The 19,220-nt window shown below is 58.6% G+C and carries 21 protein-coding genes; 19 read left to right on the forward strand and 2 right to left on the reverse strand.

Annotated features, from left to right (window positions below):
- The first annotated feature begins 36 nt into the window (after positions 1–36).
- Positions 37–1,047, forward strand: a complete 1,011-nt coding sequence (gene rpoS / locus L8H52_RS02365; protein WP_038357938.1) for an RNA polymerase sigma factor RpoS — start codon at positions 37–39, stop codon at positions 1,045–1,047.
- A 511-nt stretch (positions 1,048–1,558) separates the two neighbouring features.
- On the opposite strand, the gene fdxA is transcribed toward rpoS, so the two are convergent.
- Positions 1,559–1,882 carry a ferredoxin FdxA gene (gene fdxA / locus L8H52_RS02370; RefSeq protein WP_007908827.1) on the reverse strand — a complete coding sequence of 108 codons (324 nt, stop codon included), beginning with the start codon at positions 1,880–1,882 and terminating at the stop codon, positions 1,559–1,561.
- A gap of 163 nt (positions 1,883–2,045) precedes the next feature.
- Complete coding sequence (mutS, locus tag L8H52_RS02375; RefSeq protein ID WP_242204887.1) at positions 2,046–4,628, reverse strand: DNA mismatch repair protein MutS; 2,583 nt, start codon at positions 4,626–4,628, stop codon at positions 2,046–2,048.
- A 210-nt stretch (positions 4,629–4,838) separates the two neighbouring features.
- On the opposite strand from mutS, the gene L8H52_RS02380 reads away from it, so the two are divergent.
- The 18 genes from L8H52_RS02380 (at position 4,839) to L8H52_RS02465 (ending at position 19,220) form a co-directional block, all read left to right on the forward strand.
- On the forward strand, positions 4,839–5,573 hold the full coding sequence (locus tag L8H52_RS02380) for an XRE family transcriptional regulator (protein WP_007908821.1): 735 nt from the start codon (positions 4,839–4,841) through the stop codon (positions 5,571–5,573).
- A 514-nt stretch (positions 5,574–6,087) separates the two neighbouring features.
- Entirely contained in the window at positions 6,088–6,492 is a 405-nt protein-coding gene (locus tag L8H52_RS02385; protein WP_242204884.1) for a tail fiber assembly protein, read from the forward strand.
- Between the two features lie 69 nt (positions 6,493–6,561).
- A complete protein-coding gene (locus L8H52_RS02390) occupies positions 6,562–7,134 on the forward strand; it encodes a DUF642 domain-containing protein (RefSeq protein ID WP_242204882.1) in 573 nt (190 codons plus the stop codon).
- 104 nt (positions 7,135–7,238) lie between these two features.
- Positions 7,239–7,577 (forward strand): phage holin family protein, encoded by a 339-nt coding sequence (locus L8H52_RS02395; RefSeq protein ID WP_242204880.1) that lies wholly within the window; start codon positions 7,239–7,241, stop codon positions 7,575–7,577.
- Positions 7,578–7,647: 70 nt separating this feature from the next.
- On the forward strand, positions 7,648–8,160 hold the full coding sequence (locus L8H52_RS02400; protein ID WP_242204879.1) for a hypothetical protein: 513 nt from the start codon (positions 7,648–7,650) through the stop codon (positions 8,158–8,160).
- Between the two features lie 3 nt (positions 8,161–8,163).
- Positions 8,164–8,772, forward strand: coding sequence for a phage baseplate assembly protein V (locus tag L8H52_RS02405; RefSeq protein WP_242204876.1), 609 nt, complete (start codon positions 8,164–8,166; stop codon positions 8,770–8,772).
- A 15-nt stretch (positions 8,773–8,787) separates the two neighbouring features.
- Positions 8,788–9,120, forward strand: coding sequence for a phage baseplate protein (locus tag L8H52_RS02410; RefSeq protein WP_242204874.1), 333 nt, complete (start codon positions 8,788–8,790; stop codon positions 9,118–9,120).
- Positions 9,117–10,112: a baseplate J/gp47 family protein gene (locus tag L8H52_RS02415; RefSeq protein WP_242204872.1), complete on the forward strand. Its 996-nt coding sequence runs from the start codon at positions 9,117–9,119 to the stop codon at positions 10,110–10,112. The genes L8H52_RS02410 and L8H52_RS02415 overlap by 4 nt, the downstream gene beginning before the upstream one ends.
- Complete coding sequence (locus tag L8H52_RS02420) at positions 10,109–10,744, forward strand: phage tail protein I (RefSeq protein WP_242204870.1); 636 nt, start codon at positions 10,109–10,111, stop codon at positions 10,742–10,744. The genes L8H52_RS02415 and L8H52_RS02420 overlap by 4 nt, the downstream gene beginning before the upstream one ends.
- Entirely contained in the window at positions 10,745–13,162 is a 2,418-nt protein-coding gene (locus tag L8H52_RS02425; protein WP_242204868.1) for a phage tail protein, read from the forward strand.
- A gap of 1 nt (position 13,163) precedes the next feature.
- Positions 13,164–13,589 carry a phage tail protein gene (locus L8H52_RS02430; RefSeq protein WP_242204866.1) on the forward strand — a complete coding sequence of 142 codons (426 nt, stop codon included), beginning with the start codon at positions 13,164–13,166 and terminating at the stop codon, positions 13,587–13,589.
- A gap of 104 nt (positions 13,590–13,693) precedes the next feature.
- Positions 13,694–13,879: a hypothetical protein gene (locus tag L8H52_RS02435; protein ID WP_242204865.1), complete on the forward strand. Its 186-nt coding sequence runs from the start codon at positions 13,694–13,696 to the stop codon at positions 13,877–13,879.
- 2 nt (positions 13,880–13,881) lie between these two features.
- The gene (locus tag L8H52_RS02440) at positions 13,882–15,048 is read left to right on the forward strand and encodes a phage tail protein (protein ID WP_242204863.1); all 1,167 of its coding nucleotides are present in this window, start codon (positions 13,882–13,884) and stop codon (positions 15,046–15,048) included.
- On the forward strand, positions 15,048–15,554 hold the full coding sequence (locus L8H52_RS02445; protein ID WP_016985055.1) for a phage major tail tube protein: 507 nt from the start codon (positions 15,048–15,050) through the stop codon (positions 15,552–15,554). Before L8H52_RS02440 ends, L8H52_RS02445 begins: the two co-directional genes overlap by 1 nt.
- Before the next feature lie 178 nt (positions 15,555–15,732).
- The gene (locus L8H52_RS02450) at positions 15,733–16,314 is read left to right on the forward strand and encodes a phage tail assembly protein (RefSeq protein WP_242204860.1); all 582 of its coding nucleotides are present in this window, start codon (positions 15,733–15,735) and stop codon (positions 16,312–16,314) included.
- A 128-nt stretch (positions 16,315–16,442) separates the two neighbouring features.
- Positions 16,443–18,632: a phage tail tape measure protein gene (locus L8H52_RS02455; RefSeq protein WP_242204858.1), complete on the forward strand. Its 2,190-nt coding sequence runs from the start codon at positions 16,443–16,445 to the stop codon at positions 18,630–18,632.
- Positions 18,632–19,015, forward strand: a complete 384-nt coding sequence (locus tag L8H52_RS02460; RefSeq protein ID WP_242204856.1) for a phage tail protein — start codon at positions 18,632–18,634, stop codon at positions 19,013–19,015. Before L8H52_RS02455 ends, L8H52_RS02460 begins: the two co-directional genes overlap by 1 nt.
- Positions 19,008–19,220, forward strand: coding sequence for a tail protein X (locus L8H52_RS02465; protein ID WP_242204854.1), 213 nt, complete (start codon positions 19,008–19,010; stop codon positions 19,218–19,220). The genes L8H52_RS02460 and L8H52_RS02465 overlap by 8 nt, the downstream gene beginning before the upstream one ends.

Genomic DNA, 19,220 nt, shown 5'->3' on the forward strand with positions numbered 1-19,220 from the left:
TGAGCTTGGGGTCGAACTCACCAAAGGACTATAACAATGGCTCTCAGTAAAGAAGTGCCGGAGTTTGACATCGACGATGAGGTTCTCCTTATGGAGACCGGCATCGATTCGGAATCTTCGATGTCGAATGATGAAGGGGCTGCTCCACCTTCCGTTCGTTCCAAATCCAAACACTCCGCTTCACTTAAACAACACAAGTACATCGATTACACGCGGGCACTTGATGCCACGCAGTTGTATCTCAACGAAATCGGCTTTTCCCCATTGCTCTCCCCGGAGGAAGAAGTTCATTTTGCGCGACTGTCGCAAAGTGGCGATCCGGCCGGGCGCAAGCGCATGATTGAAAGTAACCTGCGGCTGGTGGTCAAAATCGCCCGGCGTTACGTCAATCGGGGGCTCTCGCTGCTGGATCTGATCGAAGAGGGCAACCTCGGATTGATCCGCGCGGTGGAAAAGTTCGATCCCGAGCGCGGCTTCCGCTTCTCGACCTACGCGACCTGGTGGATTCGTCAGACCATCGAGCGCGCGATCATGAATCAGACCCGGACCATCCGGTTGCCGATCCATGTGGTCAAGGAACTCAACGTGTACCTGCGGGCTGCACGGGAGCTGACGCAAAAGCTCGACCACGAACCTTCACCCGAAGAAATCGCCAACCTGCTGGAGAAACCGGTGGGCGAGGTCAAGCGCATGCTCGGCCTGAACGAACGGGTTTCTTCGGTCGACGTCTCGCTGGGTCCGGATTCGGATAAAACCCTGCTGGACACCCTCACCGATGATCGTCCGACCGATCCATGTGAATTGCTGCAGGATGACGACCTGTCGCAGAGCATTGATCAATGGCTGTCGGAGCTGACCGACAAGCAGCGCGAGGTGGTTGTACGCCGCTTCGGTCTGCGCGGCCACGAAAGCAGCACGCTGGAAGATGTAGGCCTGGAGATCGGCCTGACCCGGGAACGGGTGCGGCAGATCCAGGTAGAGGGTCTCAAGCGCCTTCGTGAAATCCTCGAGAAGAATGGCCTGTCGAGCGAGTCGCTGTTCCAGTAAGCGCTTCACACGCTCGCCCGCAAGAAGCCCCGACTGGTTCGGGGTTTTTTGTTGGCCTGGATTTGATGGTCATCTCACCCGCCTTTTTCATTGCCAGACATACGGTATGCATTTCCATCCTTTGTAGTCTCGCGGCGTAAGCCTTGTCTTACTCTCTCGTAAGTGTTCCCTATTTTTACAAGACGGCAGACGTCGATTACGGCCGTCGCTGCAAGTTAAACCATTGTTTTGTATGTTTATTTTTTAATGTTAAGTGCTTATGACAACCTTTTTCGGCACTCAGAGCCGATTGCTCTTGTCAGGGAACTCTCTAGTATCTGGGTTGTGTCGACGGACAGACACGCCCTTCAAGGAAGAGGGGAACGGACATCGCAGGACGCGATTCATCAGGACGATGAAAAGGAATACAGGGAATAGGGAAAAAATGTGGGCGGGTCATACCGCCCCTTTTTTCGCCTGCAGAAAAGTAAAAAGGCCCGCGAGGGGCCTTTTCGTTCGAGCGCGGGGCTGATCAGCGTTCGAGGTCTTTGATCTTGCCTTTGACGCCATCCCACTCTTCGGCATCTGGCAACGATTCTTTCTTCTCGGTGATGTTCGGCCAGATTTCAGCCAGCTCAACGTTGAGTTGAATGAACTCCTGCATCTCTTCCGGAACTTCGTCCTCGGAGAAAATGGCTACGGCCGGGCATTCCGGTTCGCACAGGGCGCAGTCGATGCACTCATCCGGGTGAATCACCAGGAAGTTCGGGCCTTCGTAAAAGCAGTCCACCGGACAGACTTCTACGCAGTCGGTGTACTTGCACTTGATGCAGTTGTCGGTGACGACGAAGGTCATTTCTAATTTTCTCCTCAGGCGGCGGCAGCGTTGCCCCTTCACGGTTGGGGTCGCCAGGTTCGGGAGCGATACCTGCTGGCCAGGCTATTAGCCAGCAGCATCCCAAACCGCGCGAGATTCTAACAGCTTGAAGCCGTTTGCGTTATATCCGCTTCTTCAGTGCTTATATCCGGTTCTTCAGTGCATAGAGCATTTCGAGCGCACGGCGCGGGGTCAGGTCATCCAGATCCAGTTTAGCCAGCTCATCGAGTACCGGGTGCGGCAGGCTGGCGAACATGTCGCTTTGCTGTGGCGTCGCCGGTTTGCCTTTGGCGGCAGGTTTCGGCGCTTCGTGCGGCAACGCCGTTTCTTCCAATCGGCTCAGGTGTTCTCTGGCCCGCACAATCACTTCGCTTGGCACGCCGGCCAATTGCGCCACCGCAAGTCCATAGCTCTGGCTGGCAGGGCCAGGCAGCACGTGGTGCAGGAAGACGATGCGTTCGTTGTGCTCAGTAGCATTGAGATGCACGTTGGCCACCAGTGGCTCGGCTTCCGGCAACACAGTCAGTTCGAAGTAGTGCGTTGCGAACAGCGTGTATGCGCGCAAATGAGCCAGACGTTCAGCCGCGGCCCATGCCAGCGACAGGCCGTCGAAGGTGCTGGTGCCGCGTCCGACTTCGTCCATCAACACCAGACTGCGTTCGGTCGCGTTGTGCAAGATATTGGCGGTTTCGCTCATCTCGACCATGAAGGTCGAACGGCCACCCGCGAGGTCATCGCTGGAACCGATACGGGTGAAAATGCGATCGACCAGCGACAGTTCGCAACTGGCCGCCGGCACGAAGCTGCCGATATGCGCCAGCAGCACGATCAATGCGGTCTGGCGCATGTAGGTGGATTTACCGCCCATGTTCGGGCCGGTGATCACCAGCATGCGCGTGTTGTCGTCCAGGCTCAGGTCGTTGGCCACGAACGGCGTGGTCAGCACTTGCTCGACCACCGGGTGACGACCCTGGGTGATGCGCATGCATGGCTCGCTGACGAAACGCGGGCAGTTCAGGTCGAGGTTCAGTGCGCGCTCGGCAAGGTTGCTCAGCACGTCGAGTTCGGCCAGTGCGCCAGCGGTGTCCTGCAATGGTGGCAACTGGCTGATGAGATCTTCCAGCAGCGCTTCGTACAGCATCTTCTCGCGGGCGAGGGCACGGCTCTTGGCCGACAGCGCCTTGTCTTCGAATTCTTTCAGCTCAGGTGTGATGAAGCGTTCAGCGCCTTTCAGCGTTTGCCGACGGATGTAGTCTGCCGGCGCCGATTCGGCCTGCTTGCTCGGCAATTCGATGAAGTAGCCGTGAATGCGGTTATAGCCGACTTTCAGGTGGCTCAGACCGGTGCGCGCCTTTTCCCGGGCTTCCAGATCGATGAGGAACTGGCCGGCGTTTTCGCTCAGCGATTGCAGCTCGTCGAGTTCGCTGTCATAGCCGGTTTTCAACACGCCGCCGTCACGGATCACCGCTGGCGGGTTGTCGATGATGGCTTTTTCCAACAGCGCCGCCAGTTCCGGATAAGTGCTGGTGATCGTCGCCAAACCTTGCAGGTGCGGCGCTTCCAGATCGGTCATCGCCACTTGCAGTTCTGGCAGCGCGCCGAGCGCGTCACGCAGGCGCGCGAGGTCACGAGGGCGGGCATTACGCAGGCCGATCCGCGCGAGAATTCGCTCGATGTCGCCGATTTCCTTAAGCTGCGGTTGCAGTTTTTCGAAGCGATAGCGATCAAGCAGGCATGTTATCGAGGTCTGCCGCGCCAGCAACACGCTCAAGTCGCGCAACGGACGGTTCAGCCAACGGGTCAGCAAGCGGCTGCCCATGGCGGTCTGGCAACGGTCGACGACCGATTGCAGGGTGTTGTCGCGGCCGCCAGCGAGGTTGGTGTCGAGCTCCAGGTTGCGGCGGCTTGCGCCGTCGAGTACCACGGTGTCGTCGAGACGTTCATGGCGCAGGCTGCGCAGGTGGGGCAGGGCGGTGCGCTGGGTTTCCTTGGCGTAGGCCAACAGGCAACCGGCAGCGCCGATGGCCAGGGTCAGGTTCTCGCAGCCAAAGCCTTTCAGGTCTTGGGTGGAGAACTGCTGGCAGAGACTTTTCAGTGCTGAGTCACGCTCGAAATCCCACGGCGCACGGCGACTGACGCCACGGCGTTTTTCCGCCGGCAGGTCTCTTGGCCAGTCATCCGGGATCAGCAACTCCACCGGGTTGATCCGCTCCAGTTCCGCCAGCAGGTTCTCCCAGCCTTTGATTTCCGACACGCTGAAACTGCCGCTGGTGATATCAAGCACGGCGAGGCCGAACAGGCGCTCGTCACCCAGCAGCGCAGCGATCAGGTTGTCGCGGCGCTCGTCGAGCAGCGCCTCGTCACTGACCGTCCCTGGCGTGAGGATGCGCACCACCTGACGTTCCACCGGGCCTTTGCTGGTGGCCGGGTCGCCGACCTGCTCGCAGATCACCACCGACTCGCCAAGCTTCACCAGCTTCGCCAGATAGCCTTCCGCTGCGTGGTAAGGAATGCCACACATCGGAATCGCCTGCCCCGCCGACTGCCCGCGCGCGGTCAGGGTGATGTCGAGCAACTTGGCTGCCTTCTTCGCGTCTTCGTAGAAGATCTCGTAGAAGTCGCCCATGCGGTAGAACATCAGCTGATCCGGGTGCTGATTCTTCAGGCGCCAGTACTGCTGCATCATTGGAGTGTGGGAGGACAGGTCGGAGACGGCTTTATTCATCGGATTGTCAGGCAACTCTTTAAAAGGTGTAGGGCAAAAGCGCGGGCAATGGCCGGGCTTTTCCGCGATGGGCGCAAGGTTACCATGGGCGGTCTGCCGGACGCAGGCATCGCAGCCGAGTGACGGTTTTCTTCATCGAAAAGTTGATTTATGCATATTTATGCAAATCAGCATTTGTCTTCGCGAATAACTTCAAGCACTATGCGCGTTATGCAAAAACGCAACGTAGCCTCCGTCTTAAGAGCACTGCTCGACCAGCACGGGATCTCCCCCACGGAGCTCCACCGTCGCACCGGCGTGCCTCAATCCACTCTCTCGCGGATTCTCAGCGGGAAGATCGTCGATCCCTCGGATAAACACATCTCGAAGATCGCCGAGTACTTCGCCGTGAGCACCGATCAATTGCGCGGGCGCGCTGATGTCGCGCCGTCGGCCGGAGCCGCGCGCGATGACGTACACGCGGAACTCAAGGACATAATGCTGTGGGACGACGATACGCCGGTCGATGATGACGAAGTATCGGTGCCGTTCCTTCGCGAGGTTGAATTGGCAGCAGGATCAGGAAGATTCGTCATCGAAGAGAGCGAGCGCTCTAGCCTGCGCTTCGGCAAGCGCAGCCTGCGTCATAACGGTGTGCAGTTCGACCAGGCCAAATGCGTCACAGTGCGCGGCAACAGTATGCTTCCGGTGTTGCGTGATGGCGCCACCGTTGGTGTGAATGCGGGCAAGTGCGGGATCGGCGACATCATTGATGGCGACCTGTACGCGATCAATCACAACGGCCAGTTGCGCGTGAAGCAACTCTATCGCCTGCCGACCGGCATTCGTCTGCGCAGCTTCAATCGCGATGAGCACCCGGACGAGGACTACAGCTTCCAGGAAATCCAGGAAGAGCAGATCGTCATCCTCGGTCACGTCTTCTGGTGGGGCATGTACGCCCGCTAACCACACCGACTTCAGATAAGCCCGCCAATTGGCGGGTTTTTTTTCGCCTTGATGAAACCGCCAAACCCTTGAGCTGCGGGGCTTCCATGCACCTGCGCATTTCAAGTGCATAAATAAATGCATTTGCGCATTGACTGGATATGCATACATGCATATCCTTGCCACCAAGCCGCTCGACAAAGCGGCTGGCAAGAAAGCTCTTTAGTTCCACAAGAACAGGCAGCGATGAACCGGCCTCAACGGTTCAGAGGGTTGGCAACTGACCCGGGTGTGCAGCGTAAAGCACCAGAAGCAGTTATCCGGCGGGCAGGGACCGCGGTCGGAAAAACAATTTGAACGGACTCGTACCGCGCCAGTAGCGCCGAAAAGTCAGCTTCCTTCTTGAACACAGGATTTGAAGGAAGGCGAAGGAGCGCATTACTGAAAAGCCCGGCTTGCTGCCGGGCTTTTTGGAATGCCTACCGGATGTTTTCACAACCCCCACCTGAAATGACCACACTTTGAGGCGTTCCCAATGAATCTTTATGCACTCGTTGAATACAACAAAGTCGTCCAATTGAAAGAAAGCGACGTCATTCCTGATGTACCTGCTTCGCCAACGTCTGCCTGGGTAGATGTAACCGGGAATACAGAAATACGCGTTGGTTGGGGCGCAACCTTCAACGGAATCTGGACGTTCACGCCGCCAACCGACGAAGACTTGCGCAACGAAGCCGAGCTCCAGAAATGGCAGCTGTTGAATGCAGCTGGAAGCTGGCTGCTGCTTAATTCTCTGGGATTCAAGGCTGATATCGGCGTGGCAACAGCAGAAGAAAAAGCTCTGCTGCTGGCTCACAAGCAGTACTCCATCGCCGTCAGCGACATCTCTAAGCAACCGGGTTACCCGGCGAACATTATCTGGCCCGTCGCCCCTTACTGACGTGTCTGTGTTGGCGGCAGAAACCGGTAGGCATTCCTCCCAATAATCCATTCATTAATGAGAAAAATCATGTTGAAAAAATACCTGACTCCACTTCTGGCAACTGCAGTGCTGCTCGGCACGGGCACCAACGTGCTCGCAGCCAATCTGCTGGTTAATGGCAGTTTTGAACAATCGACCTGCGGCGGTTGCATACTGGATACACCGGCAAAAGCCAATGCCATCACGGGCTGGACAACGTTTTTGTCGGGTGCCGAGTATTTCAATTTGCCCAGCGCGTTCGGCGGATCTGTTGCGGCAGATGGCGTAATGATCGTTGACCTGGCCAACTATGTTTACAGCAATGGTGGAGGCATTCAGCAGAACTTCGCCACCACGGTGGGCGCCAAATATCGACTGACCTTCAGTGCGGGTAACTCTCGGTATGCCAGTCGTTCCGGTGATGGTGTCGTGCAGGTGAAAGTGGCTGGCCAGACAGCCACTTTCAACACCCCCACGGCTAAAGGAGTTGCCGTGGAGTGGGCAACCATTACCTACGACTTCACCGCGACCACAACGCAGACCACACTGGCGTTTTCCAACGAGCAGAACCCCAATGCCAACTTTGCCTTTATCGACAACGTCATTGTTGAAAGGCTTTAACTTCCAATCGTTGAGCGTTGCAGTGACCCTTTTCAAGCATGAAGGCTGCACCCGGTCGGTGTCGCCTCCGAACCTGCTTTCATCAACCATCCAGGAGGCGTGACATGACAACCGAGCAACAAGCGTTGGCAGACATGCCGATCTGGCTGGTCATCCTGCTCGCCGTGGTGGGCGGGGTCTCCGGCGAAATGTGGCGCGCGGACAAGGAGGGCGCCCGCGGCTGGCCGCTTATGCGGCGTCTGGCCTTGCGCTCTGGCGCCTGCATGATCTGCGGCGTGTCGGCAATCATGCTGCTGTACGCTGCTGGCATGTCGATCTGGGCCGCTGGCGCCTTCGGCTGTCTCACCGCAATGGCCGGGGCCGATGTGGCCATCGGTCTGTACGAGCGATGGGCCGCCAAGCGCATCGGCGTCTGCGAAGTCCCACCCCGCGACCAGCCTTAACCTCAAATGTGATTCGTGCCGCCCTTTGGGCGGCAGGGCTGCGCGTGGACGATTGAAAAGGAGGTCATGTATGCCCACACCGATCCAGCAGCCGTCGCAACTGTTCACAGCCATTGCGACGACGCTACGCAACACCGCCGGGCTCAACATCATTGTCGGCAATCACGATGATTTCACTGCACCTGGCGATCAAGCCTGGGTGCTGATTGACTTCGACCGGAATGCGCCTGGCGCCCGTGCCGCAGATGGGCGTATTGCTCATGTCCTGACGCTGTCGCTGCAAGTCATTCCGGCACTTTCAGCCAGCGCCTTTGCAGCGTGCGACCTGATCGCCGTGCTGAAGAACCTGATCACCGACAACCGCTGGGGCCTGCCCGGCGATCAGTCTGATCTGCCGACCAATATCGATGGCTTGCCGTCATTACTCGCCCAGCAATACAAGGCCTGGACCCTAACGTTCGAGCAGACGCTCTACCTCGGCCCGACCTTGCTCGACGATCCACTCGGTACGCCGAAATTCGCCCGCACCTGGGAAGTCAGCAATATCGACGACCCCGACCAATACACCGCGCTGGAGGCCTGACCGATGTTCGACGCATTACTGCGCATGCAGCTCGGCCCGATCATCGAACGCCTGGCCGAAATGGAAGCGGAAATCGACGACCTGCACCGCCGCGCCGAAAGCTTCTGCCGCATCGGCATTTGCCAGACAGTCGATGCGGCGAGCAATACCTGCCAGGTCAGCCACGGTGGCTTGTTGACGCCGGCGATCAAGTTTTTCAACCCCAGCGCCGGCGCACAAAGCGAGTCGCGGATTCCGACGGTTGGCGAGCAGTGTCTGCTGTTCAATTACGGTAGCGGCGAAAGCGGCGCGCAGAGCGTGGCATTGTTCGGCTTGAACAGTGACCGTTTTCCGCCAGCCTCCACAGTGCCGACGCTGACCCGTCGAGTACATCAGGACGGCAGCGAAAGCGGCTACGACGATGCCACGCACACCCTCCACTGGCAAAACGGCCCAGCGGCTTTCAGCGGTTCTCGCGAGTCGCTGGAACTGAGCATCGGCCCGGCACGACTGGCGATGACGCCACAACTGATCACCCTGCAACTGGGTGCCGTCGGCATGACCATCGACCCTTCGGGCGTGCACTTCAGCGGTCCATTGGTCGATCACCAGGGCCGTGTCATCAGCCCCTGATTCAAGAGCCTGCACATGATCGGAATCGATAGAGACAGCGGGGCCAAGGTCGACGACTGGCTGCAGTTTGTGCAGCGCGCGACCCGGGCCCTGACCACGCCGCTGGGCACCCGGCAAAAACGCCCTTTGTACGGATCGTTGATCCCCACGCTGCTGGGGCAGAACCTCGGTGACGACGTTCTGCTTCTGGCCCAGAGCCACGCCACGCAGGCGTTCTACAACAAGCAAAACGGCATCGACGATTTTCAGCCACAAGTGATCGTCGCCAGCCGTCAGGGCGCCGGTCTGTTGTTGCGCTTCGCCGGCACCTGGAAAAACCGTCAACAAACCTTCGAGGTCGTGACATGAGCATGTTGATCCCCGGCCAGAACCAACTGGCCGAACCCGCGCTGATCACCGTTGAAGCCTTTGAAGACTTGCTCGCCGAGTTCAAGGCTTTCGTCATCGAATATGTCGGTGCTCGTTCACCGCAGAGCGCGGCAAAACTCAAGACCAGCCTGGAAAACGAAAGCGAACTGCTGACCCTGGCGCTTGAGGCTTTCTGTGTCCGGCTGCAAACCCACGAACGCAAATACAACGCCCGCATCAAACAGATGCTGGCGTGGTGGGCGACCGGCAGCAATCTCGATGCGCGGCTGGGGGACATGGGCCTGGAGCGGCAGTTGCTGGATGCGGGCGACCCCGCAGCATTTCCGCCGGTGCCGGCGATTTATGAAAGCGACGACGACGCTCGCTTGCGTTATTACCTGGCGCCGCATGCGCCGGCAGCAGGTTCGCGGATGCAGTATCGCCGCGAAGTTTTCACCCTCGGCGAGCGTCCGACGGTGCATGTCGAATCCACTGAGGCGGGTGTGGTGAATGTCACTTACACCTTCAACCCGGACGGCCTCGCTGCACAGGTCAAGGATGGCAATGGTCGGCGCACCGCGCCGGGCGAAGTGCAGGTCACTGTGCTGTCCCGAGACGGCGATGGCACGCCTTCCGCGACATTGCTTGACGGCGTTCGTCAGCACTTCGCGCGGCCTGATGTACGACCGGAAACCGACCTTGTCACGGTCAAGGCAGCCGATATTCAGCGCTATAAGATCCGCGTCGTCGCCAAGATCAATTCCGGCCCGGATTCGGGTCTGACCAAAGTCGCCGCGCAACAGCAATTGCAGGCCTACGCCGACAGTTGCCATCGTCTTGAAGGCCGCGTTGATCCAAGCTGGATCGACTACACGCTGCACAGCGCCGGCGCTGTGCAACTGCAGATTCTCGAACCGCTGGCGCCGATCGTGACGACGGCGTTTCAAGCGCCGTACTGCACCGCAGTCGAAGTTGAGGTGCTGACGCTATGAGTGAGCAAACTCAGCGGCCGACGCTGCTGCCGGCCAACAGCTCGGCACTCGAACGAAGTCTGGATCTGGGCTTCGGCGCACTGCTTGATCGCATCGCGCCGCCGTTCCCGGAACTGATGAACCCAGCAGAAACACCAGTCGCCTTTCTGCCTTATCTGGCAGCGGATCGTGGTGTCGCCGAATGGAGCACCGCCGCACCGGAAGTGGAAAAACGCCTGACCGTCGAACTGGCCTGGCCCACCGCGCGTCAGGCGGGCACTCGCAAGGCGCTGGAAAACGCCGCCAAGGGTTTGCAATTAAGGCCCGAGATCCGCGCCTGGTACGAACAGACACCGCCCGGTGCGCCATACAGCTTTTCCGTACGAGCCTTCAGCGACCAACCCTACAGCGAAGAAATCGACGCCCGTCTCGATCGACGTCTGGCTGATGCCAAGAGCGAGCGCGATGTGCTGACGGTCTCCGTTGGCTTGAGCGCTTTCGGCAATCACGTCATCGGCGCCGCGACGTTCTGCGGCGAACTGACCACGGTTTATCCGGTGTTCATCGAAGGCCTTGAAACCTCGGGAGAGGCGTTCATGGCCGCTGGCATGTACACCGTCGAAACATCCACTATTTATCCTCAGGGGGCCTGAATGGCTGACTATTACACCCTGCTCACCAACGCAGGGATTGCCTACGAAACGGCGTGCAAGGCCGCGGGCACGCCGATCAAGTTGACGCAGGTTTCCGTCGGTGATGGCGGCGGCGCGGTCTACAACCCGGCCGCCACCGCCACTGCGCTGAAACGCGAAGTCTGGCGCGGGCCGCTCAATGCGCTGTTCCAGGACGAGAAAAATCCGAGCTGGCTGCTCGCCGAAGTGACCATTCCGCCGGATGTTGGCGGTTGGTATGTGCGAGAGGCCGGGTTGTGGACTGACACCGGGATTCTCTATGCCATCGTCAAATATCCGGAGTCGTTCAAACCGGTTCTGGCGACGTCGGGTTCGGGTAAAGAGTTCTACATTCGGTCGATTTTCGAGACGAGTAATGCGTCGTTGGTGACGTTGCTGATCGATGACACCGTCGTCAAAGCCACCCGTGCCTGGGTCATGAGTTACCTCGCCGAAGAACTCGGCAAACTCGATGGTAAGCAATCGGTGCGTGTTGCTGCATCCAGCAACATCGCGTTGAGCGGTGCGCAGCAGATCGACGGCGTCGCTGTGATTGCTGGCGACCGTGTGCTGTTGCCGAATCAGACGCTGGCCAAGGACAACGGCTTGTGGGTTGTTGCCAATGGTGACTGGGTGCGGGCGACCGATGCCAACAGCAGCGCCAAGGTTACGCCGGGCCTGACGGTGATGGTGGAGGAAGGCACGGCGAACGGTGATTCGTTGTGGCACTTGACCACCAATGCGCCGATCACTCTCGGCACCACGGCGCTGACGTTCAAGATGCTGGCCGGGCGCACCGGGATTGCTGCCGGAACTTACAAGAGTCTGACCGTTGATGAATATGGTCGGGCGACTGCCGGCGCCAATCCTGAAACCTTGGCCGGTTTTGGTATCAAGGATTCGTATACCAAGGCTGAAGTTGAAGCGCTGATTGCCAAGGCTTCGGCGTTGCCGGTGGGTTCGATTGTCGCGTTTCCGGTTGATGCACCGCCGCCGGGTTTTCTTGAGCTGGATAACAGCGTCAAGAGCAGTGCGACTTACCCGGACTTGAGCGCTTATCTGGGCGGCAAGTTCAACAAGGGGGATGAGGGTGTCGGGAATTTCCGCTTGCCCGAGGCGCGTGGGGAGTTCTTGCGTGGTTGGGATCATGGACGTGGGGTGGATGCTGGACGAGGAATTGGTAGCTACCAGGCAGATGAACTCAAGTCTCATACCCACGTCTTCTCGGCACCGACATCCATTACAGCATCAGGCGGCTCATACGGAATCATTCTATCTGCAGGTGGTACTCCCAATTGGTCTACTACCTACACCGGTGGAAATGAAACTCGCCCCCGCAACATCGCTGTCATGTGGTGCATCAAAGCCTGGAACGCCCCGGTCAATCAGGGAACCATCGACGTAGCCGCGCTGGCGAAGGAAGTCGAACGGCTCAAATCCGCTGTTCCGGTGGGGGCTGTTCTGGCATTCCCTACGGGTATTGTCGCTCCCGGTTATCTGGAACTGGACGGCAGTGTGCAGAGCATTGCGACTTATCCGGATCTGGCCTCTTTTCTCGGTACCACTTACAACAAGGGTGACGAGGGCGCTGGCAACTTCCGGTTGCCAGAATCGCGTGGTGAATTCCTGCGTGGCTGGGATCATGGGCGTGGTGTTGATTCAGGGCGGGGATTGGGAAGTTTCCAGAAAGCAACACTCTTGGCGACTGACGCAATAACCCCTGATATCAAGGCGCTGCAAGACACCACCGTAGCGTTCAAGCTTGGTCCGACTCTCAGTGAGAACAGTCATCCATATGTTGGCGGTGACGTTGTCACTAAGGCCATGTATCCGGACACTGGCATTTCCGTCAGCACGGCTGCGAGAGAAGGGTTGTCATTTTTAGACAGTCTACCTATGTATGAGCGAGGCAATCTCGTTGGAACGCGGCCACGCAACATCGCCGTCATGTGGTGCATCAAAGCCTGGAACGCGCCGGTCAATCAGGGAAACATCGATATCGCTGCATTGGCGGGCCTTGCTCAACAAGCGTCTGAAGTTAATCAAGGCACAGCGAAAGTCGCGACCCAGAGTCAAACCAACGCGGGAACCGACGACACAGTCATTGTCTCACCGAAAAAACTGCGCCTCGGATTTGAGATCAGTCTTGCGGCCAATGGATACATCATTTTCCCCACGTGGCTTGGCGGTCTGATATTGCAATGGGGATTGGCATTCATGCCGGGGACATCTGCCAACTTCAGCTTCCCGATAGCCTTCCGTTCTAATGTTTTTCAAATGGTAGCGACAGATGGTGGAGGTGGCTCCCACTCGTTGGGTGTGAGTCCTTCAACGACTGGATTCTCCGCTTGGGGAAATGTGTCGACGACGAACATTCGATATCTGGCCATAGGTAATTAAGATGCGTTATTACAGCCAATCAACGGGCTGCACTTATTTGGACCGTGTGCATTCGGTGATGCCGGATGACGTGATTCAAATCAGTGATGCCCTCTATCAGGAAGTCTTTGCCAATCCAGCGCCGGGAAAAGCCCGCAGCCATGATGAAAGCGGACTGCCGATCTTGATCGATCCACCGGGTTTGACCGCAGAAGAAAGCGCAGAGCAGGAGCGCGTCTGGCGAGACGAACAGATCAACAGTGTTCTGTGGTTGCGTGAGCGTCATCGCGACCAACTCGATCTGAATCAGATAGCTTCGTTGACGACGGAGCAATTCAGCGAGTTGTTGATCTACATTCGCAACCTGCGTGACTGGCCACAATCGTCAGAGTTTCCGTCCGCCGACGCACGTCCAGTCGCTCCCACCTGGATCGCTGGACAACCCTAATAAACGCCCCGCACTCCGGGGCGTTTTCTTGTCCGCTTAAAACCACTCAACACCCGCCAAGCCCCTCCCCACGAGGGGCTTTCCCGTTTATGGAGAAACGAAAAATGGCAACCCGCCAAACTTACACCGTGCTCGTCCCATTCCCCACCGGCGGTGGGCACTGGTCGAGCATCGGCCAGGAACTCGATCTGCTCGACGTCGAGGCCAGTGCTCTGCACTTCGCCGGTCGACTGGAACTGAAAACCCCCACCACCCAGGCCAAAAAGGCCGCTGCCAAGAAGGCTGACTGACTATGGCTGAAGTTCTGAACTTCGAGCACAACGGCATTACCGTCAATGCCACCGAATCCCCCGAGGCCATGGGTGGCCTGGGTGACAACGTCATCGGTCTGGTCGGCACTGCGCCGAAAGCCGATCCGCTGATTCCGCGTAACGCACCGTTCCGCATCAACAGCTTCACCACCCACGCGCTACTCGATCCGACCGGCGCTGAAGAAGGCACCTTGTACCACGCGGTTTACCAGATACTCAAAGTGGTCAAGGTGCCGGTCTACGTGGTGATCGTCGAAGCGGGCGCAACCCCGGCCGACACCGTCAACAATGTGATTGGCGGCGTCGATCCACTGACCGGGCGCAAGCTCGGTCTGGCCGCGCTGGGCAGTGTCCCGGAAGACCTGACCATCATCGGCGCGCCGGGCTTCACCGGCACCAAAGCGGTGGCCAGCGAGTTCGCCTCGTTCGGCAAGCGCATCAAGGCCCGTGTGGTGCTGGATGGCAAGGACGCCTCGGTCGCTGATCAAGTGTTGTACAGCCAGGAACTCGGCGGCGCCGACCTCGGTTTCGACCGTTGCCTGGTAGTGCACAACATGCCAGCCGTGTACTCGAAAGCAGCGAAGAAAAACGTCTTCCTGTCGCCTTCCAGTCTGGCGATTGCCGCGCTGGCCAAGGTCAAGCAGTGGGAAAGCCCGGGCAACCAGGTGACCTACGCCGAGGACGTTTCGCGGGTCGTTGAATACAACATCCTCGACACCTCCACCGAAGGCGATCTGCTCAACCGCTACGGCGTCAGCTACTACGCCCGCACGGTGCTGGGCGGCTTCTCGCTGCTGGGTAACCGCTCGATCACCGGCAAGTTCATCAGCTACGTCGGCCTCGAAGATGCGATCAGCCGCAAGCTGGTCAAGGCCGGCCAGAAAGCCATGGCGAAAAACCTCACCAAATCCTTCATGGATCAAGAGGTCAAGCGCATCAACGACTGGCTGCAAACCCTGGTCGCCGACGAAACCATTCCTGGCGGCAGCGTCTATCTGCACCCGGAACTGAACAGCGTCGAGAAGTACAAGAACGGCACTTGGTACGTGGTCATCGACTACGGCCGCTACGCGCCGAACGAACACATGGTTTATCAACTCAACGCCCGCGATGAAATCATCGAGCAGTTCCTGGAGGACGTTCTCTAATGTTTACCAACCGCGTAAGACAGGCCATCGCGGCCACCCTGCAAGGTCTGCCGCTGTCGGCGACCGTTGAAGAGTTCACCCCGCCGAAAATCGAATTCGATGTGGAAGAGATGCGTGGCGGCCGCTTCATCGTCGAAGAAATGGCCAAGGGCGGCAAAGCGCTCAACGCCAAGCTGACCCTGCAAGGTCTCGGCGCCGAAGTCATGCTGGCACTGGGTGTGAAGCTGGGCGACGACATCCTGCTGAACGTGCGTGAAGCCGGTCAGGACCAGGACGGCAACACCTGGTTCACCTACCACACCGTCGGCGGCAAGCTGAAATCCCTTGAAGAAACCGCAGTGAAAATGGGTGAAAAACCCAAGACCAATCTGGAGCTGTCCTGCCGCACCTACAACCGCCTGGAAAACGGCGTACCGGTGATCGACATCGACGTACGCACCCAGAAGTTCGTGCTCAACGGCGTCGACATCCTCGGTGATGCCCGGCGTGCGGTGCTGATGCCGTAACTCACGGCTTACAGGCAATCACAAAACCCTGTGGGAGCGAGCCTGCTCGCGAAGCCTTTGGCACATTCAACATCAATGTGACTGAACCACCGCTTTCGCGAGCAGGCTCGCTCCCACAGTGGGCCAGTGTGACTGGCAGAAATTGAGTAACCCCCAAGAATCACCAAGGAATTCATACATGTCGTGGATGCCACCCCAGCATGACCTGCTTTCGCCAATCACCGGCGATGACGGTTCGCAGATCAACCAGATCCAGCTCAAACCGCTGTTCTATGCCGCACAAAAAGAAGCGCTGGAACGCGCCGGCGATGACGAAGACGATCAGTTCTTCGAACTGGCGCTGCTCGCCACTGGCCTGTCGGTCAAGGAGCTCGACCAGCTCAAGCGCCCGGACTACGTGAGCATCGCCCAGTACGTGCACGAGATGTCGACCCGTCCGGCGTCGTACTTTCTGGAGCAGGTCGAAGACGCGGAAAAATCCGCCGATCCCGACGAAGTGCAACTGCTGCAACCGCTCGCCGTGACCGGCCGCACCGTGACCTCGCTGAGCCTGGAAATGCCGGTGCTGCGCGCCACCAAAGTGATGAAGAAACTGAAAACGGCCAAGGAACGCGCCGAGTTCATCACCGCCCATTGCACCGGCCTGATGATCCCTGATCTGGCCCTGATGACTGTCCCGGACTGGACGCAATTGCAGGTGCGCATCGACGATTTTTTAAACCAGCCGGCGGCCTACTTTCGGAACGCGACATCGAAGTAATCCTCGATATCGTCCCGCTCATTTACCCGGTAAGTGAAGCGGAGATTCTGGAATGGGACGCCGAAAAGGCGTTGCGCCGCTACGACATAGCGATCACTCGCCTTGGCGTGAAACAGGAGTAGAGCGGCATGGCAGACGATAACTATGGGTTGACGTTCGCGACGGTCAATCAAGAGGTGCAAGTACCCGGCACCACGGCCACTATGAGGTCTCCAGCGCTGTCTGCGCGAGGCGCCGATTTGGCAGGTTCAGAGCCGACGTTGAAACCGGATGATGTATTTGCCGGGCTTGGTCTGGCGCTGGCGGATGCCACCGCCGAACTACGTCAGTTGACGGCCGAACAGGTTCAGCTCAGGGATGTGCTGGGGTCGATACACACGGTGCTGATGTCACAGCAATCGTTGCAACAGGCATTGAACGACCGACAAGCACAAATGGGCGGTACGGTCCTTGGCGCCGAGCAAAAAACTCCGAGTGCCAGGACCGCCACGCCTCCTTATGAACCTTTGCAACCGGCCATCAATCTCGACGCCGCGATGGCGAGGCTGGATCTGGTCGTCGGCCTTGAAGGCAACCAACGCAAAACATTGCAGGTCGCGCTGGAGAAGATGGCCACCGAGGCAAAGGTGGCTGCCGGCGGTACTACCGCGGTTGAGCTGGCAAGCATCAGCTACGCTGGCGCCAAGGCCGGTGTCGGCAATGATCGGTTGGATGCCGAAGGCAATATCGATCAAGCCGCCAGGCAAAACGACCTGATGGATTTCACCAGAGACACGGCGGTCACGGCGACTGCGTTCGAGATGAAACCACAGGATGCCGCGGATCTGTTGATCGGCTGGCGTACCTCGATGAGTCTCAATCGCGCGCAAACCCTGGATCTCGCCGACGCGACCAGTTTGCTCGACAGTCGATTGGCCGCTTCTGCCGCTGATATCGGCTCGATTCTGGGCACTTACGGTACATCGGCAAAAGGCGCCGGAATGGCGCCCGAGCAAGCCGCGGCATTCTCTGCGGCGTTGCTTAACGCCGGGGTAAACAAGGCCGATGCAGGCGTAGCGCTCGAAAAAATCACGACGACACTGGCACTTGGCAATAAAGCTTCTGCAAGCCAGAAAGAGGCGTTCGCTCAGCTGCAGCTCGACCCCAAGGCCATGGCCGAGAAAATGCAGGGCGATGCTCCAGGCGCGATCATGGAGTTGCTGGAGGCGCTGAAGAAGCAATCCCCGAATGAGCAATCCGCGTTGTCGACAACGTTGTTCTCGGTCGCCCAACCGGTTCGGCAAATGCTCGAGAACACCGCTGACGTGCAGCGCGCCTTTGCACTGGTGGCGGGTAAAAAGGATGAAAAGGATAAAAAACAGTACACAGGGGCGGTTGATCAGACTGCCCTGACACTCGCGGATACTTCGCAGGCACGCTGGAACATCTTCGGCGCCCAGAAGGACCGGCTCTATTCATCCGCCGGCGATACCGTGCTGCCAGTGTTTGACTACCTTGTGGAAAAAGTCGGAGGGGCAGCCGATGGTTTGAGTGAGGTGGCGGAAAAGGCCCCGGCACTCGCTGGCGCGCTGATCCTGATGGCTGCAGGATTGAAGGGTGGCAAGCCGCTGGGCACATTGGCGTCCCAAGCCGCCACGTGGACAGGCCCCGTGATGGCAGGTATCAGATCCGGGTTGGGCAGTCTCTCGGCCAGTGCCGGTGCCCTCGGTACCACCGCCCTGAGTCGTGCCAAATTTCTGGTCTCCGCTCCAGGCCGCAGTCTGATCAGTCAGGGTGCCCGGGTTGGCCGGGTGGCCGGCCCATTGAGCATGCCGTTGACGATGGTCGAAGCCGGCATGAAAGTCGTCCAAGGTGTGGCCGAGGGTGATACGAAAAAAGTGGCCGGTGGCGTAGGCATGGCAGCAGGCGGCCTTGCCGGTGGCTATGCCGGCGCGAGTATTGGCGCCACGATCGGTACTTTCATTCTGCCCGGCATCGGTACGTTGATCGGTGGTGCATTAGGCGGCGCCATAGGCAGTTTTTACGGCAGTCAGGAAGGCGGAGCCTTGGGTGAAAAACTGGCTACCCCTGCTGCCGATCAACTTGCCCCTCCGGCAGAGATCGCCAAGGATCTCTCGAGCGCTCAAACGCAAAATCAGCAGATTACCTACGCACCGTCGATTCAGATCAGCGGCAGCGAAATCGCCAGCTCGGAAAAGGTGGGCGCGATGATCTCGCAGGTTCTGCAAAACCATTTCAGCGGCGAATTTATCCCGACGATGAGCACCAACCCCCTCGCCACCCGCCGTGACGCAGCCCTGACCGATGGAGTCGCCTGATGAAACAACAAATGGCACTGGGCAGTTTCATCTTCGGCCTGTCGCGCAACTTTGCGTACCACCAGTTGCTGCGCAAGTCCGATGGCGGCTGGAGCGAAATACAGATCCTCACCAGCAAGCCGAAATCCAGCCAGACGGGCCAGAAGCCGGAAACCCTGACCATCACCGGCAAATCGATGTACGCCGTGGCCATGGATCGGCTCGATGAACTGCGAACCTTGCAGGCACTGCGCATACCGCTGCCATTGATTGATGGCATCGGTCGCAATTGGGGGCTATGGCGGATCAACAACGTTCAGGAAACCCAGACCCAGATCATCGATGACGGCACGGCGATGGTGGTCGATTGGGTCATCGAATTGGCGGAGTTCAACAATGCGTAAGGTCCGAAGCGTGGCCGGTGATTCGGTGAATCTGCTGCTCTACCGCGAGACGGGGCGCAGCGATGACGCTGCCGAAGAGGCCCTGTGGAAACTCAATCCGACCCTCGCCGAACACGGACCGATTCTGTCCGCTGGCGTCTGGGTGGTACTGCCGGAACTCGATACAAAACCCGCCGCGATCAAACCGCTCACAGCCTGGGATTAA

Origin of the sequence: Pseudomonas sp. CROZ-RG-20F-R04-15, assembly GCF_022662375.1 — a bacterium.
Classification (GTDB): domain Bacteria; phylum Pseudomonadota; class Gammaproteobacteria; order Pseudomonadales; family Pseudomonadaceae; genus Aquipseudomonas.